General features: G+C 64.8%; 24 protein-coding genes. 7 read left to right on the forward strand and 17 right to left on the reverse strand.

Features of this window, described 5'->3' with window-relative positions; genetic code table 11:
- The 3 genes from CH294_RS03780 to purL all read right to left on the reverse strand — a co-directional run bounded on the left by CH294_RS03780 (position 1) and on the right by purL (position 4,726).
- Positions 1–609, reverse strand: a complete 609-nt coding sequence (locus CH294_RS03780; protein ID WP_094737044.1) for a CPBP family intramembrane glutamic endopeptidase — start codon at positions 607–609, stop codon at positions 1–3.
- The gene (locus CH294_RS03785) at positions 606–2,324 is read right to left on the reverse strand and encodes an alpha/beta hydrolase (RefSeq protein ID WP_249305060.1); all 1,719 of its coding nucleotides are present in this window, start codon (positions 2,322–2,324) and stop codon (positions 606–608) included. Before CH294_RS03785 ends, CH294_RS03780 begins: the two co-directional genes overlap by 4 nt.
- 110 nt (positions 2,325–2,434) lie before the next feature.
- A complete protein-coding gene (gene purL / locus CH294_RS03790) occupies positions 2,435–4,726 on the reverse strand; it encodes a phosphoribosylformylglycinamidine synthase subunit PurL (protein WP_094737046.1) in 2,292 nt (763 codons plus the stop codon).
- A gap of 103 nt (positions 4,727–4,829) precedes the next feature.
- Between purL and CH294_RS03795 the strand changes: the two genes are divergently transcribed.
- The gene (locus CH294_RS03795; RefSeq protein WP_249305028.1) at positions 4,830–5,594 is read left to right on the forward strand and encodes a nucleoside phosphorylase; all 765 of its coding nucleotides are present in this window, start codon (positions 4,830–4,832) and stop codon (positions 5,592–5,594) included.
- Between the two features lie 145 nt (positions 5,595–5,739).
- On the opposite strand, the gene CH294_RS03800 is transcribed toward CH294_RS03795, so the two are convergent.
- Entirely contained in the window at positions 5,740–7,041 is a 1,302-nt protein-coding gene (locus tag CH294_RS03800; protein ID WP_170944575.1) for a M18 family aminopeptidase, read from the reverse strand.
- A gap of 65 nt (positions 7,042–7,106) precedes the next feature.
- Between CH294_RS03800 and CH294_RS03805 the strand changes: the two genes are divergently transcribed.
- Complete coding sequence (locus CH294_RS03805; RefSeq protein ID WP_032405766.1) at positions 7,107–7,997, forward strand: hypothetical protein; 891 nt, start codon at positions 7,107–7,109, stop codon at positions 7,995–7,997.
- Between the two features lie 91 nt (positions 7,998–8,088).
- Here CH294_RS03805 and CH294_RS27365 read toward each other — a convergent pair whose 3' ends face one another.
- The 4 genes from CH294_RS27365 to purS all read right to left on the reverse strand — a co-directional run bounded on the left by CH294_RS27365 (position 8,089) and on the right by purS (position 9,683).
- On the reverse strand, positions 8,089–8,250 hold the full coding sequence (locus CH294_RS27365; protein WP_155292588.1) for a hypothetical protein: 162 nt from the start codon (positions 8,248–8,250) through the stop codon (positions 8,089–8,091).
- A 120-nt stretch (positions 8,251–8,370) separates the two neighbouring features.
- Positions 8,371–8,721, reverse strand: coding sequence for a VOC family protein (locus CH294_RS03810; RefSeq protein WP_094737048.1), 351 nt, complete (start codon positions 8,719–8,721; stop codon positions 8,371–8,373).
- A 36-nt stretch (positions 8,722–8,757) separates the two neighbouring features.
- Positions 8,758–9,435 carry a phosphoribosylformylglycinamidine synthase subunit PurQ gene (purQ, locus tag CH294_RS03815; protein ID WP_032376368.1) on the reverse strand — a complete coding sequence of 226 codons (678 nt, stop codon included), beginning with the start codon at positions 9,433–9,435 and terminating at the stop codon, positions 8,758–8,760.
- Positions 9,432–9,683 (reverse strand): phosphoribosylformylglycinamidine synthase subunit PurS, encoded by a 252-nt coding sequence (purS, locus tag CH294_RS03820; protein WP_032376367.1) that lies wholly within the window; start codon positions 9,681–9,683, stop codon positions 9,432–9,434. The genes purQ and purS overlap by 4 nt, the downstream gene beginning before the upstream one ends.
- Positions 9,684–9,783: 100 nt before the next feature.
- Here purS and CH294_RS03825 point away from each other — a divergent pair, with 100 nt between their 5' ends.
- Positions 9,784–10,422, forward strand: coding sequence for an MBL fold metallo-hydrolase (locus CH294_RS03825; protein ID WP_094737049.1), 639 nt, complete (start codon positions 9,784–9,786; stop codon positions 10,420–10,422).
- On the opposite strand, the gene CH294_RS03830 is transcribed toward CH294_RS03825, so the two are convergent.
- The 5 genes from CH294_RS03830 to CH294_RS03850 all read right to left on the reverse strand — a co-directional run bounded on the left by CH294_RS03830 (position 10,419) and on the right by CH294_RS03850 (position 14,995).
- The gene (locus CH294_RS03830) at positions 10,419–11,066 is read right to left on the reverse strand and encodes an LppP/LprE family lipoprotein (RefSeq protein WP_094737050.1); all 648 of its coding nucleotides are present in this window, start codon (positions 11,064–11,066) and stop codon (positions 10,419–10,421) included. The two genes, CH294_RS03825 and CH294_RS03830, sit on opposite strands and share 4 nt — an antisense overlap.
- Before the next feature lie 181 nt (positions 11,067–11,247).
- Positions 11,248–12,051 carry a hydroxyethylthiazole kinase gene (gene thiM, locus CH294_RS03835; protein ID WP_170944576.1) on the reverse strand — a complete coding sequence of 268 codons (804 nt, stop codon included), beginning with the start codon at positions 12,049–12,051 and terminating at the stop codon, positions 11,248–11,250.
- A 146-nt stretch (positions 12,052–12,197) separates the two neighbouring features.
- Entirely contained in the window at positions 12,198–12,899 is a 702-nt protein-coding gene (locus tag CH294_RS03840) for a DUF2334 domain-containing protein (protein ID WP_094737178.1), read from the reverse strand.
- Between the two features lie 55 nt (positions 12,900–12,954).
- Positions 12,955–13,461 carry a glutathione peroxidase gene (locus CH294_RS03845; RefSeq protein WP_032376363.1) on the reverse strand — a complete coding sequence of 169 codons (507 nt, stop codon included), beginning with the start codon at positions 13,459–13,461 and terminating at the stop codon, positions 12,955–12,957.
- A 133-nt stretch (positions 13,462–13,594) separates the two neighbouring features.
- Positions 13,595–14,995, reverse strand: coding sequence for a cation:dicarboxylase symporter family transporter (locus CH294_RS03850; RefSeq protein WP_094608457.1), 1,401 nt, complete (start codon positions 14,993–14,995; stop codon positions 13,595–13,597).
- Between the two features lie 234 nt (positions 14,996–15,229).
- Between CH294_RS03850 and CH294_RS03855 the strand changes: the two genes are divergently transcribed.
- Together CH294_RS03855 and CH294_RS03860 are read left to right on the forward strand one after the other, a co-directional pair.
- On the forward strand, positions 15,230–16,723 hold the full coding sequence (locus CH294_RS03855; protein WP_249305062.1) for a sensor histidine kinase: 1,494 nt from the start codon (positions 15,230–15,232) through the stop codon (positions 16,721–16,723).
- The gene (locus CH294_RS03860) at positions 16,720–17,394 is read left to right on the forward strand and encodes a response regulator (protein WP_032376361.1); all 675 of its coding nucleotides are present in this window, start codon (positions 16,720–16,722) and stop codon (positions 17,392–17,394) included. The genes CH294_RS03855 and CH294_RS03860 overlap by 4 nt, the downstream gene beginning before the upstream one ends.
- A 48-nt stretch (positions 17,395–17,442) precedes the next feature.
- Here the strand turns inward: CH294_RS03860 and CH294_RS03865 are convergent, their stop codons facing one another.
- Both CH294_RS03865 and CH294_RS03870 read right to left on the reverse strand, forming a co-directional pair.
- Positions 17,443–19,569 carry a S9 family peptidase gene (locus CH294_RS03865; RefSeq protein WP_094737051.1) on the reverse strand — a complete coding sequence of 709 codons (2,127 nt, stop codon included), beginning with the start codon at positions 19,567–19,569 and terminating at the stop codon, positions 17,443–17,445.
- On the reverse strand, positions 19,566–20,450 hold the full coding sequence (locus tag CH294_RS03870) for a phosphoribosylaminoimidazolesuccinocarboxamide synthase (protein WP_094737180.1): 885 nt from the start codon (positions 20,448–20,450) through the stop codon (positions 19,566–19,568). The genes CH294_RS03865 and CH294_RS03870 overlap by 4 nt, the downstream gene beginning before the upstream one ends.
- A 63-nt stretch (positions 20,451–20,513) precedes the next feature.
- Between CH294_RS03870 and CH294_RS03875 the strand changes: the two genes are divergently transcribed.
- Both CH294_RS03875 and CH294_RS03880 read left to right on the forward strand, forming a co-directional pair.
- The gene (locus CH294_RS03875) at positions 20,514–21,917 is read left to right on the forward strand and encodes an MDR family MFS transporter (protein WP_094737052.1); all 1,404 of its coding nucleotides are present in this window, start codon (positions 20,514–20,516) and stop codon (positions 21,915–21,917) included.
- A gap of 10 nt (positions 21,918–21,927) precedes the next feature.
- Positions 21,928–22,494, forward strand: coding sequence for a hypothetical protein (locus CH294_RS03880; protein WP_094737053.1), 567 nt, complete (start codon positions 21,928–21,930; stop codon positions 22,492–22,494).
- Here the strand turns inward: CH294_RS03880 and CH294_RS03885 are convergent.
- On the reverse strand, positions 22,491–23,546 hold the full coding sequence (locus tag CH294_RS03885; protein ID WP_032405756.1) for an ABC transporter ATP-binding protein: 1,056 nt from the start codon (positions 23,544–23,546) through the stop codon (positions 22,491–22,493). The two genes, CH294_RS03880 and CH294_RS03885, sit on opposite strands and share 4 nt — an antisense overlap.
- Complete coding sequence (locus tag CH294_RS03890) at positions 23,543–25,111, reverse strand: ABC transporter permease subunit (protein WP_249305029.1); 1,569 nt, start codon at positions 25,109–25,111, stop codon at positions 23,543–23,545. Before CH294_RS03890 ends, CH294_RS03885 begins: the two co-directional genes overlap by 4 nt.

Genomic DNA, 25,111 nt, shown 5'->3' on the forward strand with positions numbered 1-25,111 from the left:
CTACCGACTCCTGTCGTTCGCTGCGAGATGCGCCAGCACAGCGCCACTCGTGTTGAGGAAGTAGTGCAACAGCGCCGGTGCGAGCACGCTCCCACTGCGGGCCCTGAGCCATGAGAAGACAACACCGGCCACAGTCGTCGCCAGCACCGTTCCGATCACTGTGTCTCCGGCAGCGCGGGCCGGGTGAATGTGCCACAGGCCGAAGAAGATCGGCGACAGGGCCGGCGACGCGGCGTCGAGCACACCACGGAACAGCAACTCCTCGGTGAGCACCGTTCCCACGGGAATGCGAAACAGCACCCACTCGGCCAGCTCGTCCTCGGACGGCCGGACCCGACGCCGCAGCGCTGGAATTGCGGCGACGACGGCAGATCCGAGGACAGGAATCGCCGACGCCGCAGCGCCCCACTTCAGGCCGGCAGCAGAGTTGCGCAATCCCAGTTGCGCGGCGCTGCGGCCCGTTACCGACGCGACGGCCACGGCGAACGAGGCATTGGCCACCGCCCGTCCACGGGCATCGAGACCTGTCGACGGCAGCGCGACCGTGCTCCACGCCGTCGTCGCGGCGCCGATCAGTAGCGCGGTCTTCGCCTCACGGGACCGGCTCACTTCTCGGGACCGTCTCGCCCGGCGAACTGCTCCATGACTCCGCGGACTCGTTCGGTGTCGCGGTCGGTCCAGCCCTCGGGTGCGGCGACGGCGACCCAACCGTCGAGCACCAGGGTTCCGTAGTTGTGGCCGTGTCCGTCGGGGACGCCCGCGGCGTTGGTCAGGTCGGCGGCCACCTGCCAGAACGTGACGACCGGGAACCATCGCATACTCGGCAGCCGATCCGGCCCCGGTGGTTCGGACAACCAGTCGGGACGCTCGAACAGCAGATCGGGCGACCACCAGACCACCGGATCCGAGGCGTGCTGGACGTACAGGATCCGCGGTGCGTACCACGGTTGGTCCTCCGGCGGGATGCCCGACGAGTTGTCGGCGAAGCGAACCGTCAGCCCCTCGGAGTAGACCGGCCGAACCTCGGGACTTCCCGGATCACGTCGGCTGACGAACTGACTCCAGATGCGGTTGTTGTTCGGCGGACCCACCCACAGGACTCCGTCGGTGACGGCCCTGATGTCCGCCAGACCGTCGAAGGCACCCTCCCCGGCCTGGGTACCGAGGCTCTCGCCGTACACGTAGAACTTGGGGCGGGTGGCCTCCGGCTCCAGCAGCCAGCGATCGTGAACCTTGTCGATGAGCGCTTTGCCGGCCTGAGCCGCCTTGTCGCCCTCGGCGATGAACGAGATCCAGCTGGGCAGATACGAATACTGAGATGCGACGGTGGCGACATCGCCGTCGAACATGAGCTCTTCCGCTTCGATAGCGGTCGGATTCACCCACCCGGTGCCCGTCGTCGGAACGACGATCAGGGCCTGCCGCTGGAAGGCCCCGGTGCGTTCGAGTTCGGCGACCACGATGTCGAGTCGTTCGTCCTGGGTCTCCGCGGTTTCCAATCCTGCGTATGCCCGAATCGGCTCGAGACTCGGGCGGCCCGTGGCCCGCTCCATCTCGTCGGCGCGCAGACCGCTGGAGACGAAGTTACGACCCTCGAACCCCAGGGTGTCCCACGGGGCCAACGAGTTCGGGCTGCCGGATCGCTCGTCGGCGACGGGTTGTTCTGCCCCATCCCGAGTTTCGTCGTTCTGCAGACTGAATGCCGAGTTGGTGACCGCCGAGACCGCACGGAGCAGCACGCCCTGAACCAGTGCGACGGAGAGCACGACGAGGAGGACGACCCCGAGCGCATTGGCCACTTCCCGTGGCATCTTCACCACGCGGTTGATCTGGCGGGCCAACAGTCGAACGACGTCGCGCAACACCCGCCACAGCGAAATCAGCAGTGCCGCAATGGCGATGCTGAGTGCCCCGGTTCGTAGGTAACCCGTTGTGGTGGTGCCCTCCGCGTCCATCAGTGCGGCGAGCTCACGCTGCCATTCCGCAGAGATGGCCAGCATGATCATCGACACCGCGACAGCCACGACAGGCACAGCGATCTTGACGGCGCGATCGACCGCGCGCGGCAACGGCCACCACGATCGGGACGACAACCACCACCGCGTCACCGCCCACCCGATCGCCACACCGAAGGCGTAGCCGATGGCCGCGTTGATACCGCCGATGATGCCCTGGAACAGCCACCCGCGAGGAAGCAGCGACGGAGTCAGCGACCAGCAGAAGAACAACGCGCTGAACGCGATCCCGGTGAAGTCGAGGCGCAGCAGACCCCACGCCCACATGACGAACGGATGCTTGTCGGGCGAGGGAACCGAGAATTCCAGGGTCGGCAGGTGGTACCGATGATGCTGATCCGGTTCGAGTGCAGCGTCGAGTTCTCTGTCGTGCCGCTCCGATGCCTGTTCCCCGACCGATGTCTGTCCCCCCACCTCGGTCAGCCGAAAAGTCTGGGGAGAGTGCTCTCGAACGTCTCACGCAGTTCCGCCATCGGGACGGAGAACTGCCCCTGCACCTCGATGGAATCCGAACCCTCGTCGACGACACCGATGCGCGTCCACGGCAGACCGCGGGCAGTGCACATAGCGGTGAAACGGGTCTCTTCCGTGCGCGGCACCGCGACCAGTACGCGACCCGAGGACTCCGAGAACAGCATGACGAACGGATCGGCACCCTCGGGAACGATGATGCGGCAACCGGTTTCACCGGCCAGGGCCGCTTCCACCACTGCCTGCGCAAGACCACCCTCGGACAGGTCGTGTGCCGCCGAGACCAGGCCGTCGCGCGAGGACGACAGCAGAATGTCGGCCAACAACTGTTCGCGGGCCAGATCGACCTTGGGTGGAACGCCGCCGAGGTGATCGTGCTCGACCTGCGACCAGATGGATCCGTCGAACTCGTCGTGGGTCTCGCCCAGCAGGATCAGCGTCTCGCCGGGCTCGAGTCCGAGGCCGGTGGGGATGCGGCGATGCACGTCGTCGATCACGCCGAGCACACCGACGACGGGGGTCGGCAGGATCGGCTCGGCACCGGTCTGGTTGTAGAAGCTGACGTTGCCGCCGGTGACCGGGATGCCAAGGGTCACACAGCCGTCCGCCAGTCCGCGCACGGCCTGCTGGAACTGCCACATGACACCGGGATCCTCGGGCGAGCCGAAGTTCAGGCAGTTGGTGACGGCCTTGGGTGTCGCGCCGGTGACCGCGACGTTGCGGAACGCCTCGGCGAGTGCGAGCTGGGCACCCTGGTAGGGATCGAGTGCGGTGTAACGGCCCGACGCGTCGGTGGCCAAAGCGATTCCGCGCCCGGTCTTCTCGTCGATTCGGATCACGCCGGCATCGGCGTTCTCGGCGAGAACGGTGTTGCCGCGCACGTAACGGTCGTACTGCTCGGTGATGAATCGACGGCTGCACAACTGCGGCGAGCCGATCATCTTCAGCAGAGTCGCCCTCAGTTCGTCCCCGGTTTCCGGGCGCTGCAGCGACGCCGTGGTGTTCGCGACCAGATCGTCCTGGGTGTCCGGGCGCTGGACCGGGCGGTTGTACACCGGTCCCTCGTGCGCAACGGTCTTCGGCGGAACATCGACGACGGTGTCGCCGTGCCAGGTGATCTGCAGATGCTCACCGTCGGTGACCTCACCGATGACGGTCGCCAGCACGTCCCACTTCTTGCAGACGGCCATGAACGCATCGACGTTGTCGGGCGTCACCACGGCGCACATGCGCTCCTGGGATTCGCTCGAGAGCACCTCGGCGGGCGTCATGCCGGTGGCGCGCATCGGCACCTTCTCCAGCTCGATATGCATGCCACCACTACCCGCAGATGCGAGTTCCGAAGTGGCACAAGACAATCCGGCACCGCCGAGGTCCTGGATGCCGACGACCAGCTTGTTCGAGTACAGCTCGAGGCAAGCTTCGATGAGCACCTTCTCGGTGAACGGGTCGCCCACCTGCACCGCGGGGAGCTTCTTCCTACCGCCACCGGTCTCGTCACCGTCGAAGGTCTCCGACGCGAGGACGGACACGCCGCCGATCCCGTCGAGACCCGTTCGGGCACCGAACAGAATGATCTTGTTGCCCAGGCCCGACGCGAACGCCAGGTGCATGTCCTCGACGCGCATGACGCCGGCACACAGGGCGTTGAGCAGAGGGTTACCGGCGTACGAGGCGTCGAACACCGTCTCGCCGCCGATGTTCGGCAGGCCGAGGGAGTTTCCGTAACCGCCGACGCCTGCGACGATGCCACTCAGAACGCGGCGCGTATCGGGTGCATCGGCAGCACCGAATCGCAGCTGGTCCATGACGGCGATCGGGCGCGCACCCATGGCCATGATGTCGCGGACGATGCCGCCGACGCCGGTCGCCGCACCCTGGTAGGGCTCGACGTACGACGGGTGATTGTGGCTCTCGACCTTGAACGTGACGGCCCAGCCGTCGCCGACGTCGACGACGCCCGCGTTCTCACCGATGCCGGCGAGCATCGGCTTGCGCATCTCGTCGGTGGTGGTCTCGCCGAAGTACTTCAGGTGCACCTTGGAGGACTTGTACGAGCAGTGCTCGCTCCACATGACGGAGTACATCGCCAGTTCGGCATCGGTGGGCCGACGGCCGAGAATTTCCTTGATGCGGACGTATTCGTCGTCCTTGAGTCCGAGTTCCTTGTACGGCTGCGCAACGTCGGGGGTGGCGACGGCGTTGGAGACAGTGTCTGTGGGTACAGAGCTAGCGGACACGAGGAATAGGTCCCTTCGATGGAGCGAAATGCCAGGGCGAGTCTATAAGGTGCCACCGACATCTACGGCATCGGACGTATCGGCCTCGTGCGAACATCACCTGATGGACATCGCACTGACCGAGGACGATCTGGACGAAACGGGCGTCATCGACCCGTCGATGGTGGCCAAGGGAGTCGACGTACCTCCGAAAGCCGTCGTCTGTTTCTTCGCCGAGGTGATCGAGAGCATCTGCGCGAAAGGCGACGCCCGAGTGGTGTCGGTCATGCGCTCCGAGCACGGCGAACACCCCGTCTACGAAATCGAACGAGGTGGACAGAAGCTCGCCGTCTTCCATCCCGGAGTCGGAGCGCCACTGGCTGCGCTGTTCCTCGAAGAGGCCATCGCCATGGGCTGCACGCAGTTCGTGGCCGTCGGTGGCGCGGGGGCCCTGTCCGACGACCTGGGCATGGGACACGTGATGGTGGTCGACAGCGCCCTGCGTGACGAGGGCACCTCGTTCCACTACCTACCGCCCGGACGGGTGGTCGACGCCGACCCGGCAGGTGTGGCCGTACTCCAGTCGGTACTCACCGATGCCGGAATCGACTTCGTCACCGGGCGTTCCTGGACGACGGACGCGCTCTACCGCGAGACGCGTGGCCGAGTGTCGCGCCGTGTCGAGGAAGGCTGCCGAACCGTCGACATGGAGGCATCGGCCTTCTGCGCGGTGGCCCGATACCGCGGAGTTCGATTCGCGCAACTGCTGTACGCGGGAGACTCCCTCGCCGCCGACTGGGATCACCGCGGCTGGACCAAGGCGACAACAGTGCGCGAACAGTTGTTCTGGCTCGCGGCGGATGCGTGCCTGCAACTCGATCCGGTCTAGCCGAGTCGTCGGGGTTCGGGTCGCTTGTTCACCCCCCCGATCTCGCAAACGCGCGCGCGTTTGCCAGACGCGAGCGGAACAGCCACCGAATCGGGCACGAATCCACGCGCACCTGACGAATGCGCGCGCGTTTGCGACTGGCCGGCTACTGCGCAGGGGCGAGGAATGCCGCCAACGCGTCGGCGTATGCCTTCACGTCGTTGGCACCCATCAACTCTCGCGAAGAGTGCATGGCCAGCTGCGCTGCCCCGACGTCCACCGTCGACAGCCCGGTGCGCGACGCGGTGATGGGTCCGATAGTCGATCCACAGGGCAGATCGGCGCGATGCACGTAGCGCTGCAAAGGAACTCCGGCCTGATCGCAGGCGAGCGCGAAGGCACCTGCTCCGGCGGAGTCCGTTGCGTAGCGCAGGTTCTGGTTGACCTTCAGCACCGGTCCCCCGCCGAGCTCGATGCGATGCGTGGGCTCGTGCCGATCCGGGTAGTTCGGGTGCGTCGCGTGCGCCATATCGCCTGAAGCACAGATGGATCCGGCCATCGTGCGGAGGAATTCCTCACGCCCACCGCCGCGTCCGAGCACGATGCGCTCGAGCACGGTGTTCAGCAGATCCGAGAACGCACCGCGATTGGACATGCTGCCGACTTCCTCGTGGTCGAACAGTGCCAGCACCGGCGTCACATCGGTCGGATTCTCCACTGCAGCAAGCAAAGCCTGAGTTCCGGCGTAGCAGGTGCCCTGATTGTCCAGACGCGGCGCGCTGACCAGTTCGGACTCCACGCCCACGACGGCACTGGGCGCGAGGTCGTGTGTCATCAGCTCCCAGCCCAGTACCGAACGCGGGTCGACGCCTTCTCGCTCGGCGACGTAGGCGATGAAGGATTTCGGTGAATTTCCCACGCCCCAAATGGCATTGACATGTCGCTGCGGGTCCAGGGTGACGCCCTTGCGGTCCTCGGACAGGTGGATCGCCAGCTGCGGAACTCGCAGGATCGGCTCGTCCACCTTGACGAGCACTTCGCGCGCAGCGTTGCCGTCACGCACACTCAACCGGCCGGAGATGCCCAGATCGCGATCGAGCCAGGAGTTGAGCCAGGCACCGCCGTACGGTTCGAGGCCCACCATCTGCCAGCCTGCCGATTCGAGATCGGGATGCTGCTTCACGCGAAGGTTGGGGCTGTCGGTGTGTCCGCCGACGATGCGGAACGGGCCATCAGGAGTGGAGCCTGCGGAACGACTCGAATTACCGCGCTCGGTACTCCAGGCGACGAGAGAACCGCCGCGGATCAAGTAGTAGCGACCGGGTTCGGTCGGCCAGGCGTCGATCTCGTCGAGCCGAACGAAACCGGCCTCCTCGAGCTGCACCGACACCGTGTTGCAGACGTGGAACGGCGACGGCGAGACGTCGACGAAGTTGCAGAGACCGATTGCAGAAGCGTTGGACGGCATGGGAACCATTGTGGCAGCCGCCGCGTCGAACGCATCAAGAGCACACACAGACCGGGGGGATCTTCATGAAATTTCAGTCTTTGCCGAACTACGGTGCAGTTCACGCAACCACATTCGCAATCGTGCGGATGAAGACCATCGAGGTGTTCCGCAGGCGCGGGGTAGTGGTTCACCGCGTGGATTCGACAACACTGGCGACGGGATCAGGCGCGCACCTTCCGCTGGAGAACCTTTTCGCCCGCTGCTCGAAGGCAGGCAGATCGGCGTGGGACAGCATCATCGACAGCCATGTCGACGTCATGATCGAGATGATGCGCGAAGCCGACCCGACCTTCATCACCTCGTTGTCGGACAACGAGTTCCATGCGAGGTTGCGCGAGCGCGTCGTCGCACCGACCGCCCTCGAGACACTGGCCGAATACGATTACGCGGTTCCCCTGGTCGACGCACCCGGATCCCCGGTGCGTGTGCTGAATCTGTCGTCTCCCAATCGAGCGCTGACACTGGCCGATCGGCATCTCGTCGGCCGGGACCTGCAGGCCGCCTGGGCTGCCGGCCGACACAACACGGCTGCGATGCAGTTCGAGGACGCCCAGATCCTCAGCAGGGACGGCATCGACGTCCATGTGCTGAGCGGCGATTCGATCTACCTCGCGTCGAAGGTCGCAGACATGCCCACGTTGATATCGACGCACCTCGGCGAGTGCCTGTACGGCCTTTTGTTCGCCGTCCCCAGCGCCTACGAACTAGCCGTTCACAGGCCGAGCGATGCCGATAGTGCACTCGGGGCAGTGGCCGCACTCGCCGAGCTGGCCGACATGTTCAGTCGTGACACACCGAGCCCACTGTCGCGCTCGGTGTTCTTCTGGCGAGACGGTGAGTATTGCGACGTATCGCACGGCCCAACGGGCGTTTTCGCTTCTACCTTGACGGAGTTGCGAGCGCGTGCGGCATGACTTCGTTCGACGGTCCGCACGCCTGGCATTCATGACGAACGCCCGCATTCCAGAGACGGAATGGTGGGCGCTCGTGTCCTGATAGGACGCGCTATTCGGGCGGCGGGGTGGTAGGTCGACCCGCTGCGGCGTCGCGGATCCACTGCGGCACATCACGTCCGCTGCGTTCACGGATTGCGATCGATGCGCGAGCAGCCGCCGCGGCGACCTCCGGTCGTCCGACCTTCATCTTGCGTTCGTCCGTGGTGGTCATCGCAGGTCCTCCTGCTCGCTCTCGCCGTCAGTGTCCTCGGTTTTGTGCGGTTGCGCCAGTGCGCGACGTTCAGATCGGCCCGCAACGAGGGTCGCCCATGCCTGGGCCGGCATTCGATTCTCAATGCGAACCGGACACGCAGAACACGTTGCCGTCGGGGTCGCTCAGCGTCACCCAGCGAAAGTCGCCCATGGTGTGTTGCGCAACTTCGCTCGCACCGGCCTCGACCAACCGCACGACCTCACCGTCGAGATTCTCGGTGGTCATGTCGAGGTGGACACGATTCTTGCCGGGCGTCGGATCGTCGATCTTCTGAAAGGCCATTCGGTACGGGGCCGCGGCGAGCGCGACGACGTAGAACCAGCCGTCGTTCTCCTCCACGATCGTGCCGTCGACCTGCGTCGCCCACCAGTGCGCGAGCGGCCCAGGATCGGTGGTGTCGAACGTGATCATGCCCAACGTCAGTGTCATGGCGGCACAATAACCGCCACCACCGACAGATTGGGGTCAGGCGTTGACGATCGTGTCCAGTGCCGAATAGAAGATGCCCAAGCCGTCGTCGCTCGGACCCGTCAGTGGCTCGGTTGCGTGTTCGGGATGCGGCATCAGACCGACGACTCGACCGTTGGCGGAGGAAATGCCGGCGATCCCCCGCTGCGATCCGTTCGGGTTGGTGCCGCTGTAGCGGAACACGACGCGACCCTCACCCTCGAGCTCGTCGAGCACGTTCTGCGGTGCTTGGAATCGACCCTCGGCGTTCTTGACCGGGATCAGTATCTCGGCACCGGGCTCGTAGCGCGACGACCACGCGGTGTCGGTGTTCTCCACTGCCAGCCACTGATCGCGGCACACGAAGTGCAGCCCTTCGTTGCGGGTCAACGCACCGGGAAGCAGTCCCACCTCGCAGAGCACCTGAAAGCCGTTGCAGATACCGAGAACCGGCATACCGCCCTCGGCTGCTTTCACGACGGACTCCATCACGGGGGCGAATCTGGCAATTGCGCCGGCCCGCAGGTAGTCGCCGTAGGAGAATCCGCCGGGGACGACGATGGCGTCGACGTTCTTCAGATCGGCGTCGGCATGCCACAGGCTGACGGCTTCTCCGCCGGCCAGGGTGACTGCGCGGGAGGCGTCGACGTCGTCGAGGGTCCCGGGGAAGGTGATGACTCCGATACGGGCGCTCATGCGGCGGGCTCTACCGACACGCGAGTGACCGTCCAGTCTTCGATGACCGTATTGGCCAGCAGCGACTCTGCGATCTTCTCCAGCTCGGCGTCGTCGACGGAGTCGTCGACCTCGAGCTCGAAACGCTTGCCCTGTCGCACGTCGGATACACCGGAGATACCCAGACGACCCAGCGCGCCCGCGATCGCTTGACCCTGCGGATCGAGAATCTCGGCCTTGGGCATGACATCGACAACGACTCGGGCCACGAAAGCGCTCCTTGAAATACGTACAGCAAGACTGTTACCGGCAGGTGGGAGTCTACGCAGCCCTGGCGGGAGGCGCGAAACCGCGCTTACTGTGGAGTCCATGCGGCTGACACACTTCGGACATTCCTGCGTTCTCGTCGAACTCAACGGCACCACCGTGCTGTTCGATCCCGGCACGTTCTCCCACGGGTTCGAGGGCATCACCGGACTCGATGCCATCCTCGTCACCCATCAGCACCCGGATCACGTCGATCTGCAACGACTTCCGGCTCTGGTCGAGGCAAATCCGCGAGCGGCACTGCATGCCGATCCGATGACTGCGGGCCAATTGGGCGGCCAGTGGGCGGCGGCTCCCGCAGGCAAGGCCTTCGCGGTCGGAGGCATCACGGTCACCGGCGTCGGCGGAACCCACGCCGTCATCCATCCCGAACTGCCGGAGATCGACAACACCGGCTACCTGCTCGGCACTCCGGAGAACCCGGGCCAGCTGTTCCATCCCGGCGACTCGCTCTTCGTCCCCGAGCAGCAGGTCGACGTACTCGCGCTCCCCGCGGCCGCACCGTGGTCGAAGCTGTCCGAGACGGTCGAGTTCCTGCGTGCGGTGGCTCCGAAGATGGCGTTCCCCATTCATCAGGCAGTGATCGCCGACCAGGCGACCGGCGCGTACTACGGCCGCTTCAAGGACATGTCCGACGCCGAATTCCGCGAGCTTTCCAAGGAATCGTCCGTCTCGATCTAGCCGGATACCTCGGGCGGAAGGGTGCCGATCATGGTCACCTGCGTCCCGTCCCACCGATAGTCGATCGTCACCGGGCCGCCGGTAGGGTTCGCATTCGCGTCACCGGCGAGTGGCCAGCGGTAGTTCACTGTGATCGTGTCGGCGGACTGGGCCGCCACCGACGTGAACCCGTACGGCTCGAGCGTCGCGGTGCCGAGGTACTCGGCGTCGTGAAAGAAGAGCAGATGTGTCGGCGAGCTGACCGTCGCGCCGTACGGCAGGGCTTCGACCCAGGTGAACGACGCACACGGGTCGCCCATCCGCGTCGCGACCCACGGTGAATCGGCGAAGACCAGCGGCAGCGAGTTCACGGCTTCGGCCACCGAGCTGGACGACACGTCGAGGCAGGTCACAGGTGCGGTGGCGTCGGGAATGGAGTTGTTCTCGGGAAGCTCTTCGGTGTTCGAGTCGACCGGACCGTTGGGATCCGCATCCTCGCCCGCGGCTACCGGCTGGGTCGCATCGGGCTGGTCCTGTGGCTGTACGGGCTGGGGCTGGGCGTTCGAGGTGGGCGCACCGGTGGCCGTCGCTGTGACCGGTTCGTCCGAGTTGCCGCACGCGACGAGGCTGAGCGCAGTGATGGTGACGAGAAGAAGTCGTTTCATAAGACCACCTGGTTCGATTTGCGGGACGCCAGGTATGTCCGCGCGTAAACGTGTTGTGTTACATCACATTTCGATCAAGGGGCCGTTACCTTCACGGCGCAGGCGATTTTTGCTCCACTCGTCGTACGCTCCGCAGTGTTTCCGCGGATGTCGCCGCACAGTGGAGCAACCGTTGCACCCGTCAGTCGAGCCGAACCAGCTCCCGCAGTGCCGACTCGTCCACCGTGTCCAGGCCATCGAGGAACGCGGCAGCGAAGGATCCCGGCCGCGAGGTCGACTGCGCCGCTATCTCCGACGCCACCGCAACATGCGCGTGCGCGGCGACGGCACCGATCAGCGAATTCGGTGACACGGAGCAGTACGCCGCAGTCAGTGCACCCAACGCACACCCGGTAGCCGTAACCCGTTGCAGCAGTGCACTTCCGCCGCCGAGCTTCACCAAGGATCCTTGCCCGACGATGTGGTCGACTTCCCCCGAGGCCGCCACGATCTCGGCCCGATCCAGCAGTGATCGCGCCGCATCGACGGAATCCGCAACGCGCGCAGACGAATCCACCCCTCTCGATCCGCCGTCAGCGCCCGCCAGACCCATGACCTCGGACGCATTCGCGCGAATGACACTGGGGTGGTTGGCAAGTAGCTCGACAGCCACCTGGGTACGCCACGGCAGACCGCCCGCCCCCACCGGGTCGAGAACCCATGGCTTGCCCGCTTCTCTCGCAGCGGCCGACGCCAGGCGAGAACTCTCCACCTGCGCCGCCGTCGGAGTTCCGAGATTGACCAGGACCGCGTCGGCGATCTCCGCGAAACCGGCCGCTTCCTCTGGGTTGTCCACCATCGCCGGAGCGGCACCCGCGGCCAACAGCGCATTCGCCACGAACTGAACCGAGACGGTGTTGGTCAGGCACTGCACCAGCGGATTGCGTTCACGCATGTGGCGATGTGCGGCAACGATGTCGTCGAGGTTCACGGTCGAGGCACTCATTGTTGCGAGTCTACGACCGCACCCACCCCGTTCGGATCAATGCGCCTTTGTTGCAGTCCAAGCGACTGAAACCCACATTGATCCCGAAAGGAGGCTCCAGAAGGATGTGTCGCAGCCGAGGGGCGCGGGGCAGGGGTGCAGAGAAACTACGCCACGCGGGCTTTGGTTCGCGGGATCCATTCGTAGACCCCGGCTTCGGCTCCGTGGTGCAGGGAGAGGTCGATGGCATCGAGGATTGCCTGTCGCGGCCCCGGTCGACCGAGTTGTTTGGCACTGATCGCCAGGCGCACCACTCCCTCGCGGCGCGCGGTGCGGCCGGCCCCGAGTACCAGAGCTTTGAACCACCAGGGCTCGGCTTTGAAGCCTTCGCCGATTCCCCAGACTCGGGCGCGGACGACGCCGTCGCGGTCGAGGTCGTGAATCCCGTTCAGCGCAGCCAACATTCGGAAGCCTGCATCGGGTAGAGCTTCCACGGCTCCGGGTGAGGCGATCCAGCGCGGAGCGGCGAACACTCTGGTGCGCAGTCCGGTCTGTTCCATCACACGGTCTGCCGCCATCAGGCGCAGTCGAGCTTCGTGACGAGGCAGTGCGGCGAACTCGGAGCGTCGACGCTTCGTCGCGGCCTGGTCGTAGCCGTGCAGGACGATCGCGTCACCGCCGTCGCGTCGCGCCCGCAACCACTCCTGGGTCGGCACGTCCGCAGCAAGTCGGTATTTGTCTTTCAATCGCGGTGCGACGAGCAGCGACAACGGGACGCCTCGTCCGTCGAGAATTCGTGCGAACTCGGCGGCATGCTCGTAGGTGTCGTTCTTGATTCCGCTCACCGACACGATCAGGCGTCCAGACATGACTCGAGCCTCGCACACCAGCGTGAACGAGGCTCGAAGTCGATGCAGACAGAAGCTAAACGGCGATCGTTTCCTTCGGCAGGATCTTGTCGATCGCGGCGAGCACCTCGGGAGCGTCCGGCTCGGTGCGCGGACGGAAGCGATCGGTGACGACGCCCTCGGGCGAGATCAGGAACTTCTCGAAGTTCCACTGAACGTCTCCGGCCTTGCCTTCGGCGTCCTCGGTCTTGGTCAGTTCGGCGTACAACGGGTGCTGGTTGTCACCGTTGACGTCGACCTTCTCGGTCATTGCGAACGTGACGCCGTACGTGGTGGAGCAGAAAGTTTCGATTTCTTCGGCGGTGCCGGGTTCCTGGCCACCGAACTGGTTGCAGGGCACTCCGACGACCGAGAGGCCGCGGGCCGAGTATTCGTTGGCGAGCTTCTCGAGCTTTTCGTACTGCGGGGTCAGTCCACACTTGGAGGCGACATTGACCACGAGAACGGCCCTTCCGGCGTACTCGTCGAGCGAGGTGGGCGCACCACCCAGCGTGTTGATGCCGATGTTCTGAACTTCAGTCATCACCCGAACTTACCTGTGAGTACCGACAGAATGGAACCGACGTACAAAAGCAAGTACGACCCCGCTGGTGGCGGGGTCGTACTTGCGTTTTTCCGAACCGGGCGACGGGGGGATGCGCGGCGCCCGGCAGGCCTTACGCCTTGGCGGCGTGCTTTTCGATGATGACCTGCTTGTCGGCAGGTCGCTCGTCCTCGGGGAGGTGATCGTCGACCATGGTCTCCTCGTCGAACGGCAGGTTGCCGTCGAGGACCGTGTTGACCCGATCCTTGTCGAGCGTCTTGGTCCAGGTGCCGATGAGCAGGGTGGCGACAGCGTTCCCGGAGAAGTTCGTGACTGCACGAGCCTCGGACATGAAGCGGTCGATTCCGACGATGATCGGCACTCCGTCGAGCAGCTGCGGAGCATGGCTTTCGAGACCGCCGGCCAGTGTGGCCAGGCCGGCTCCGGACACTCCGGCTGCACCCTTGGAAGCGATGATCATGAACAGCAGCAGCGAGAACTGCTCGGGGATCGACAGCGGCAGGTTCATGGCGTCGGCGATGAAGATCGAGGCCATCGTCAGGTAGATCGCGGTGCCGTCGAGGTTGAAGGAGTAGCCGGTGGGGACGACGATGCCGACGGTGGTGCGCTCGACACCGACGTGTTCCATCTTGGCGATCAGACGCGGCAGGGCCGACTCGGAGGAGCTGGTGGCGACGATGAGCAGGTACTCACGGGCCAGGTACTTGACCAGCTTGAAGATCGAGAAGCCGGTGACGAAGCGCAGGATCAGTCCGAGGAAGAAGAAGACGAAGATGAAGCAGGTGATGTAGAAGGCGAGCATCAGGGTGCCGAGCTGCAGGACTGCGTCGAACCCGGTCTTGCCGACAACACCGGCGATGGCGCCGAAAGCACCGATCGGGGCGAGCCACAGGATCATGGTCAGGATGCGGAAGACGAGCTTCTGCACTGCGCCGATGCCCTTGAGGATGCCTTCGCCGCTCTTGCCCATGGCCTGCAAGGCGAAGCCGACAAGGATGGCGACGAACAGCGTCTGCAGCACCGAGCCTGCGGTGAGCGAGGACAGCAGCGATGTCGGAATGATTCCGGCGATGAAGTCCATCGTGCCGCCGGCCGCCTCGGCGGTCTTGACGAGGTCATCGGCTCCGCCGCTGGCCGGGATGTCCAGACCGTCACCGGGCTGGATCAGGTTGCCGACGACCATGCCGATACCGAGCGCGATGGTCGACATGCTGAGGAAGTACGCCAGCGCAAGGCCGCCGACCTTGCCGACGCTGGCTGCGGCACGGACCGAACCGATGCCGAGCACGATGGTGCAGAAGATGACCGGGCTGATCATCATCTTGATCAGGCTGACGAACAGCGTGCCGAGCACTGCCAGCTCGACACCGAAGTCCTTCCACAGCAATCCGACGACGACTCCGGCGATCACGGCGATGATCACCGCGATGTAGAGCCAATGAGTCTTGTCGCGCTTCTTCTTGGGCTCGGTGGGCGGGTTGTCGAACCGCTCAGCATCGGTGCTGATACTCATGAGTGTTCCTTCTGGTTCAAGTGAAGCGCGAGTCGAACTGCGGACTTCGTAACTACTGGGAGTGGAGTGAGGTGCATCACCCCTGCTGAGAGATGATGTTGCTGCACGCAGTGACAGGAGTCACCTATACGTTCATTTCGTTCACACCGATCGTTCTTGCGCGAAAGGAATCCGTTGTCCACCAAACGTCCGCTGAGCGTCGCCGGCCAGGTGCTGGTGCTGCAGCTCGTAGTCATGGCGGTCGTCGTGTTCGCCGGCGGCATCCTGACGGTGCTCAACGAACGGTCCAACAGCGACGACGCGACCCGACGCGAAGTCACGGCGATCGCTGTGAGCATCGCCAACGAACCGTCGACGCCGCTGGCCATCGAATCCGACGATCCGACCTCGCGTCTGCAACCGGAAACCGAGAAGATCAGGCAGGTGACGGGCGTCGACTTCATCGTCGTCATGGCCCCGGATCGCACTCGTTTCACGCACACCACCGTCGACCTGATCGGCAAGCCCTTCAGCGGCAACATCGACCGTGCGCTGCGGGGCGAAACGTTCACCGAAACCTACGTCGGGTCCCTCGGCCCCTCGATTCGGTCGGTCACCCCGGTCACCGACTCGTCCGGCGACATCGTCGGCCTCGTCTCCGCCGGAGTCACTCGCCAGAAGATCAGCGACCAATTCTTTCAGGGGCTACCGCTCATCATCGGGGTCGTGCTCGCCGCCTTCGTCGTCGCCGCTGTGGGATCGACATTGCTCAGCCGCAGACTCCGGCGTCAGACACTGGGCATGGCCCCGGCTGAGCTGCGCACGATGTACGAACATCACGACGCCGTCCTGCACTCCATCGGTGAAGGTCTGTTGGTATTCGGCCGCGGCGACGAGGCCGAGTTGGTCAACGACGAGGCTCGACGCCTCCTCGACCTACCGGAGGGCCCGGTCTCGCTCGCGTCATTGCCGGAGTCGATGCAGCAGATGGACACCGGCATCGTGCGCGGTGAACTGCATCTGACGAAGGATCGTGTTCTCGTCGTCAATCAGGATCCGGTGATGTGGGAGGGCAGGCGACTGGGCAATGTGCTGACAATCCGCGATCAGACCGAATTACGTTCGCTGATGGGTGAACTCGACTCGGTGCGTAGTTTCGCCGAGTCGCTGCGTTCGCAGGCTCACGAATCGGCCAACAGGCTGCACACGGTCATCACGATGGTCGAACTCGGCCGACCCGAGGAAGCCGTGGAGTTCGCGACGGCCGATCTGGAGCTCTCGCAATCCCTCATCGACCGGCTGATGAACGCCGTCGGCGAGCCTGCACTCGCGGCTCTGCTACTGGGCAAGGTCAGTCAAGCTGCCGAGCAGGGCGTGGAACTCACCATCACCGACGACACCGCGATGGAGGACGAAGGGGTATTGACGGCTCGCGAATTGGTCACGCTGGTAGGCAATCTGATAGACAATGCCATCGATGCCTCGAAAGAATCCGATCAGCCGTGGGTCGAAGTGACCGTCCGTGATGCCGACGGCGAACTCGTCGTCCGCGTGGCCGACAGCGGTCCCGGAATGCCACCGGAGACGTTGAAAGCGGCTCTGCGGCGCGGCTACTCGACCAAGTCCGGGTCACGCGGGCTGGGCCTGGCCCTGGTGACTCAGGTGATCGGTCGCCATCGCGGCACCCTGACATCCGAGGTGACGTACGGCTCTGTCATGATCGCCACCATCCCCGGATCTCCGTCGTGATCAAGGTACTGATCGTCGACGACGAACCGCTGATCGCCGAGGCTCACAAGACGTACGTCGAGCGCACCCCGGGCTTCGAGGTTGCGGGCGTCGCACACACCGGTGCTGCTGCCATGAGATTCGCCAGCACCGAGTCCGTCGATCTGGTGTTGCTCGACATCGGGCTGCCCGACGCGAGTGGCATCGACGTGGCCGCAGCCCTCGGCGGCCTGCGCCCGAGCCCCGACGTCATCGCCATCACCTCGGAGCGGGATCTGTCGGTTGTGCGTTCGGCCGTGGCGCACGGCATCGTGCTGTATCTGCTCAAGCCGTTCACGTTCGCTGCGTTTCGCGACAAGCTCGAGCGCTACCGAGAATTTCACGATGCGTTACCGGCCGGCGAGAACGCGTCCAGTCAGCGAGACATCGACCGTGCGATGGCGCATCTGCGGACGGCCGACGAACGCGTCTCCACCCCCAAAGGCATTGCCCCGCAGACGATGGACGGCATCACCGCCTCCGTCAAGGAATCGGCCGACGGACTCAACGCATCCGAGGCCGCGAAAGTCGTCGGAGTGTCCCGAGTGACGGCATGGCGATACCTCGAGCGTCTGGCCGACGACGGCCTGGTCACCCGGCACACCGAATACGGTAAAGCCGGGCGACCGCAGGTCCGCTACGTGTGGCGTTAGAGCGGCTGCGCCGCATGTGAACGGAAACTCGTAGCAGGCTACGAGTTTCTATGCACGTGCGCCGGAGGCGCTCACGATCCACGCGTACTCGAAAGCCGCTTCCTTCCACTTCTCGTAGCGTCCGCTCACTCCCCCGTGGCCAGCGCTCATTTCGGTCTTGAGCAACAGGTCCGAGTCACCGGTCTTGGTTGCACGAAGGGCCGCAACCCATTTGGCGGGCTCGACGTACAGGACGCGGGTGTCGTTGATGGACGTGATCGCCAGGATCGACGGGTAGTCCTTGGCCTCGACGTTCTCGTAGGGACTGTACGACTTCATGTATTCGTACACCTCCTTGTCCGCCAACGGGTTTCCCCACTCGTCCCATTCGATGACCGTCAGCGGCAGTGACGGGTCGAGGATGGAGGTGAGCGGATCGACGAACGGAACGTTGGCGAGGATTCCGTTGAACAGCTCCGGTGCCAAGTTGGCCACCGCACCCATCAGCAGACCGCCTGCGCTACCGCCGTCGGCGACCAGATGCTTCGGTGAGGTGCGGCCGGTGTCGATGAGATGCTGTGCGGCAGCGACGAAGTCGGTGAACGTGTTCTTCTTCTTCAGCGTCTTGCCGTTGTCGTACCAGTGCCGACCCATCTCGCCGCCGCCGCGCACGTGTGCGACGACGAACACGATGCCGCGGTCGAGTAGAGACAACCGCGCCACCGAGAACGACGGGTCCATCGACGCCTCGTACGATCCGTAGCCGTACAGCAACGTGGGAGCAGGACCCTCGGGGACGTCCTTGCGAGCAATGACCGACAGCGGAATCTGCGTTCCGTCCGGCGCGGTGGCCCAATCTCGGTGCTGCACATAGTCACCGGCATCGAACTTGCCGAGAACCGGCTGCGATTTGCGGAGTAGCAGTTCACCACTGGCGATGTCGAGGTCGTAGACCTGACCGGGGGTGATGAACGAGGTGTAGACCATCCGCAGCAGCGGCTGGTCCCATTCGGGGTTCGAGCCGGCTCCGACCGAATAGAGCTCCTCGTCGAACTCGAGCTCGCGGTATTCGCCGTATCCCTCGTCGGTCAGGGGCCAGATCGCCATGCGGGTCAACGCTTCTCGCCGGTAGGTGAAGATCAGGTGGCCGGCGAAGGCATCGATGTCCTCGACTCGGACGTCGTCGCGATGAGGAACAAGGGTGCGCTGATCGAGCGGGTCGGAGACCGGGGCCTCGGCGAGCAGGAAGTTCTCGGCCTTCTCCCCCTCGGTACCCCAGCCGTTGACCGATCCGTTGTGGGTGATGAGGAAACGATCCTCACCGGCCACGACGGCGTGTTCGATGCTGTACTCGATGCCGTCCGTGCGCGGGAGTACGACGCGGAACTCGCCCTCGGGATCGGTGGATTCCAGCACGAGGCACTCGGAGGTGATCTTGGAACCGACCCAGATCATCAGATACTTCTCGCTACGGGTGGAACCGAAGCCGACCCAGTAGCTTTCGTCGGGCTCGTGGAAGACCTTGACGTCCTCGGCCTTACCGAGGGTGTGTCGCCACACGGTGTCGGGACGCCAGGATTCGTCCACCGTCAGGTAGAAGACGTGCGTGGCGTCGGCGGTCCAGGTGGCTCCCGGCGCGACGTTCTCGATGGTGTCGGCCAGCAGTTCTCCGGTGTCGAGGTTCTTGAAGCGCAGCGTGTACCGCTCGTCGCCCTCGGTGTCGGTCGAGTACGCCAACAGCGTGCCGTCGAGGCTGATCGAGAACGCACCGAGGGAGAAGAAGTCGTGACCCTCCGCCTCGACGTTGGCGTCGAGCAGGACCTGCTCACCGGGAACGTCCACGTCGGAAGACAGCGTCGGCGGTGTCCAGTCGTCGGGAGAGTCGACGGGGCAACGGCATTGGAGACCGTACGACTTTCCCTCGACGGTGCGGGAGTAGTACCACCACTGGCCCATGCGCGTCGGCACGGACAGGTCGGTCTCCTGGGTTCGGGACTTGATCTCGTCGAAGATCTTGCCGCGGAGTGATTCCAGTCCGGCCGTCTGCTGCTCGGTATAGGCATTCTCGGCCTCGAGGTACGCGATGACCTCGGGGTCTTCCTTGGCGCGCAACCATTCGTAGTTGTCGATGAACGTATCGCCGTGATGGGTGCGCTCGAGGGGCACCTTCTTGGCAACCGGAGGGGTGATCGTCATGGCGTGACCCAATCGTCGAAGTTCAGGCCCGAGATGCGCTCGTAGGCCTCGATGTAGCGGTTGCGTGTCGCGGCGACGATGTCGTCCGGCAACGGTGGTGGCGGGGTGTCGGACTTGCGGTCCCACCCGGATTCACCGGTCAACCAGTCGCGGACGAACTGCTTGTCGAAGCTCGGCTGGACGCGACCTTCCTGGTACGAATCGGCGGGCCAGTACCGCGAAGAGTCGGGAGTGAGCACCTCGTCGGCGAGCACGAGATTGCCGTCGGCGTCGGTACCGAACTCGAACTTGGTGTCCGCGAGAATGATTCCGCGTTCCAGAGCGAAGTTTGCTGCGCGCGAGTAGATCTCGATGGTGTCCTCACGCAATTTGAAGGCAAGTTCGGCACCGACCTGCTCGACGGCCTGGTCGAAGGTGATGTTCTCGTCGTGATCGCCGAGTGCTGCCTTTGCGGCGGGAGTGAAGATCACCTCGTCGAGTTTGCTCGATTCGATCAGACCGGGCGGCAGCTCGACTCCGCAGACCGCTCCGGTGGCGTTGTAATCGGCCAGACCGGAGCCGGTGAGGTAGCCGCGAGCGACGCATTCGATCGGCACCATGTTCAGCTTCTTCACCACCAGGGCGCGGCCGAGCAGTTCGGCGGGAATGCGCTCGTCTCGCGGGTCGCCTGCCAGATGGTTCACGCCGCCGAGTTCTTCGAAGAAGAAGACGCTCATCGCCGTCAGCACCCGTCCCTTGTCCGGGATCGGGGTGTCGAGGATATGGTCGTACGCCGAGATGCGGTCGCTCGCGACGAGCAGCAGATGCGCGTCGTCGATGGTGTAGAGATCGCGGACCTTGCCGCCGGCCAGATGCTCGTAGCTACTCAATGATGGTCGCACGGTGTTCAACACTATCTGGGCCGGTGCCGCCGCGTCGGCAGGCAGGGATCACAATGAGTAGCAATGGCAACGACCGAATCGACCCCGGACATCGGATTCCGCTCCGAACGCGGTCCCATCCTGATCGCGCTGATGCTCAGCTCGTCACTGGTGGCGCTGGACGCCACGATCATCGCCACTGCGGTGCTCACCATCGTCGGCGACCTCGGCGGGTTCGCGCAGTTCCCGTGGTTGTTCTCGATCTACCTGCTTGCGCAGGCGGTCTCGGTGCCGCTCTACGGCAAGCTCTCCGACCTGTTCGGGCGCAAGAAGATCATGCTGTTCGGTATCGCCATGTTCTGTCTCGGCTCCATTCTGTGCGGCCTGGCGTGGAGCATGCCTGCTCTGATCGCTTTCCGCGCGATTCAGGGACTCGGTGCGGGCGCCGTACAGCCGATGTCCATCACCATCGCCGGCGACATCTACACCCTCGCCGAACGCGCCAAAGTCCAGGGCTACCTGGCCAGCGTGTGGGCGATCTCCTCGGTTCTCGGCCCAGCTCTCGGCGGCGTCTTCTCCGAGTTCCTGTCCTGGCGATGGATCTTCTTCATCAACATTCCTCTGTGCGCGCTGGCGGCGTTCATGCTGCTGCGCAAATTCGAGGAGGGTGCCGTCGAACGCGCCAAGCCCAAGATCGACTACCTCGGGGCCGCTCTGCTCACCGTCGGCGCAACGATGGTGTTGCTCGGCTTGCTGGAAGGCGGCCAGTCCTGGGCCTGGGATTCGCCGATCAGCATCGCGATCTTCGTCGTGGGCTTCCTACTGCTTGCGGTGTTCGCGTGGGTGGAGTCCCGCGCCGAGGAGCCGATCCTGCCGCTGTGGGTGTTCACCCGGCGCGTTCTGGTGGTCAGCAGCTTCATCTCGTTGCTCGTCGGCGCGCTGATTCTGGGGCTGACCTCCTACGTGCCGACATTCGTTCAGGGGGTGTTCGGCACCGGAGCCATCGTCGCCGGGTTCTCGCTGTCCACACTGACTCTCGGTTGGCCGATCGCCGCATCCCAGTCCGGTCGGGTGTACCTCCGTTTCGGCTTTCGAACAACCGCGGTCGTCGGCGGCTCGATCGGCGTCGTCGGGGCGGCACTGACAACGCTGCTCGACGCCGAATCGCAGATCTGGCATGTCGCGGCGATGTGCTTCGTCATCGGCCTCGGCATGGGGTTGATCGCAAGCCCCACGTTGATCGCAGCACAGTCGAGCGTCGATTGGGCCGAACGCGGCGTCGTCACCTCCACCAACATGTTCGCCCGCTCCCTCGGTAGCGCGGTCGGCGTCGCGGTGTTCGGCGCGATCGTCAACGCGCGAGTGTCGGGGGATCCCGAACCCGAACAACTGTCCAACGCCATCCATCTGGTCTTCATCGGAGTGTTGGTCGCCGCCGTCCTGATGACCGTCGCAGCCGTACTGATGCCGAAGCGTGCGGCAAAGTAGCGTTCTCTGTATGTCCATCATTCATCGCGCCACGCTCGTTCCCTCGAAACTGGACGCGATTGCAGCCTGGATTCCGACGCAGGAGTGGGCAGCTCAGAGGGATATCACCGGCCTCGAGGCCGTCGGCGCATATCGTTTCGACGATCCGGCCGGGGAGGTCGGCGTCGAAACCCATCTCGTGCGGACGGCGTCGGGCACGGTGTTTCAGGTACCCCTGACCTATCGCAATGCCCCAGTGGACGGAGCCGAGTCCTATCTCGTTGCCACGATGGAACATTCGGTACTGGGCACGCGTTGGGTCTACGACGGCGTCGGCGATCCGGTGTACGTGGCAGTGACCACCGCGGCCATCGTCGACGGTGCCGATCAGGCGGAACTGGTGGTGCACTCGCCCGATGGTGCTCGAACGGTACGTGAATCCACTACTCGGGTCCGGGGTACCGGTGGGCACCCGTCGACGTCACCGCGCCTGTATGTCCGACGGGTGATCGACACTACTGCCACCGAGCTGCCGCACCTGGTCGGCACCTGGCCCGGCCAGGAGAATCCGATCCCGCTCGTGGAGTTGCGAACCTAGTCCGCAGAGCCCTCGAACCAGTGCACCGGAGATGTCACGGAGACGTCCACGACGCCGCCGGGGGTGAATCGATCGGAGGTGCGGGCGATGACCCGCAGTCGCAGCCCGGTATCGCTGTGCCGCAGGGTCACCGAGGACTCGGGGCCGGTGAAGAACTCGTGCTCGACGACGAATGCGCCGTCCTCCGGATCCGAGACCACCAACTGTTCGGGGCGTAGCAGAACCTGCCCGTCTCCTGTTGCGCGAGTGGTGGTCTCGATTCGTCCGAGGATCGTCTCGACGTAATCGCCGTGGCCCACAGCATCGACGAAGTACGCGTCGCCGACGAATTGCGCCACGGCGGGCGTGGCCGGCCGCTCGTACACCTCGCGCGGCGTGTCGACCTGGGCGCAGCGCCCGCCCAGTAGTACAGCGACACGATCGGCCGTGCCGAGCGCTTCGGCCCGGTCATGGGTGACGAGGATCGACGCGGTCTTGCTGGCCTTCAACAATTCTCGAACGTCCTGCCTGATCGAGGTGCGCAGTCCTGCATCGAGAGCGGCGAACGGCTCGTCCATCAGCACCACCGACGGAGCCGGAGCCAGCGCACGCGCCAACGCGATGCGCTGCTGCTGACCACCCGAGAGTTCGCTGGGTCGAACCGCACCCGCGTCGGGCAGTCCGACGAGCTCGAGCATCTCGTCGACGCGTCGCGACCGCTCCGCTCGGCCGGACAGGTACGGCCGCACGAACCCTGTGCGCAAACCGAATTCGATGTTTCGGCGGACCGTCAGGTGCGGAAACAGTCCACCTTCCTGTGGCATCAGGCCTATCCCCCGCTTCTCCGGGGGTACCTGGACACGTCCGGCAACGGAGAGGTCGCGCCCGTCGGAGGTGATGCGACCCGCATCGATACGGTGCAGGCCCGCGATCGATCTCAGCAGAGTCGTCTTGCCGCAGCCGGAGGGACCGAGCACGGCGAGCATCTCACCGTCGCCCAGATCCAGATCGATGCCGTGCAACACCGTGGTACTGCCGTAGGAGGCAACAAGATCGGAGATCATCGTACTCATCGCAGTACCACTCGCTTCCGTGTCGTGCGCCCCAGCGCCCGCGTCAGGACGATCGTCGGAACCACGGAGATCACGATCAGCGCCACGGCATAGGGAGCCGCCTCGCCGTATCGGAACGCCTCGGTGGTGGACCACAGCGTGGTCGCGAGGGTATCGACTCCGCGAGGGCGCAGCATCAGGGTCGCCGGCAATTCCTTGGCGACGGTCAGGAAGACCAGCGCGGCCCCGGCGGCGATGCCGGGTACGGCGATCGGAATCGTCACCCGAAGGTCGGTGCGCACACGTCCGGCGCCGAGCGTTCGCGAAACATCCTCGAGAACAACAGGAGTGGCGTCGACGACGGCCCTGGTACTACCGACGGCCAACGGCAGGAACAGCACCACGTACGCCAGCACCAGCAGTACCGCGGTCTGGTAGAACGACGGCAGGAACCTGATTCCGAGAAACACCGTGGCGAGTCCGACGGTGATACCCGGGAGACCGTGCGCAATGTACGTGGACAACTCGGCGGTGCGGGCACTTCGGGAGGTGGATCTGGCCGCGAACAGCGCGACCGGCAACGCGAGCACGGCTACCACCAGGGCAGCAGTCGCCGAGTACTGGACTGTCTTGGCGCTGACAGCCAGCACGTCCGACCAGTCGACGGTGAAGCGCAGCGATCGAGTGAGCCATCGCGCCAGTGCCAGCATCGGCACGAGCACCGAAACACTCAGTGCTGCAACGACGACAGCGACAGCTGGGATACGCCATCGGCCGAGGGCGATCGGCTCCGCGGTTCGGTCGGTACCCGATCCCACGCGCGCCGTGGCCCCGCGTCGAGCGCGCCGTTCGAGGAGGGTCAACACCAACGCGCCCACCACGAGGACCAACCCGAGAACAGCGGCCGCGGTGCGATCGAGCCCGCCGCGGTAGGCGCTGTAGATGCCCAGAGTGAAGGCGTCGTATCGCATCAGCGCAACTGCCCCGAAGTCACTGATGGTGTACAGCGCCACCAGAAGTGCACCTGCTGCCGCCGCCGGAACGACGCGACGGCACTCGACGGTCAATGCGGTGCGCACCGCCCCGCGGCCCAGGGTGCGAGACATTTCGGCCAACGACGGGTCCGCGGTGGCGAACGCCGCGGACACCGGCAACATCACCAACGGGAAGCAGGACAACGTGAGCACCAGCGCAGCGCCGGAAAACCCTGCAAGTGAGGGAAATGCGGCGATCCACAGGTAGCCGGAGACGTACGACGGGATGGCCAACGGTGCCGCGAGGATCATCGAGAAGATGCGTCGACCCGGTAGATCGGTCCGCACGGTCAACCAGGCCAGCAGCGCCCCCACCACAACGGAGGCGACCACCACGGTGAGTGCGAGTGTGGCCGTCCGGACAACAAGATCGAGGGTGCGTTGCCGCAGGAGCAGTCGCAGCACTTTCTCGGTACCGCCGTCGAACGCTCGGACGAACAGGTACACCAAGGGCGTCAGCGTCAGCGCTCCCACGCACAACGCGGCCGTCCCGAGAACGGGACGACCGCCGAAGTGGCGCCGCCGAAGCGGCTGGAGTGCAGAATCGAGCAC

This window comes from Rhodococcus sp. 14-2483-1-1 (assembly GCF_002259335.1).
In the GTDB taxonomy this organism is placed as follows: Bacteria; Actinomycetota; Actinomycetes; order Mycobacteriales; family Mycobacteriaceae; genus Rhodococcoides.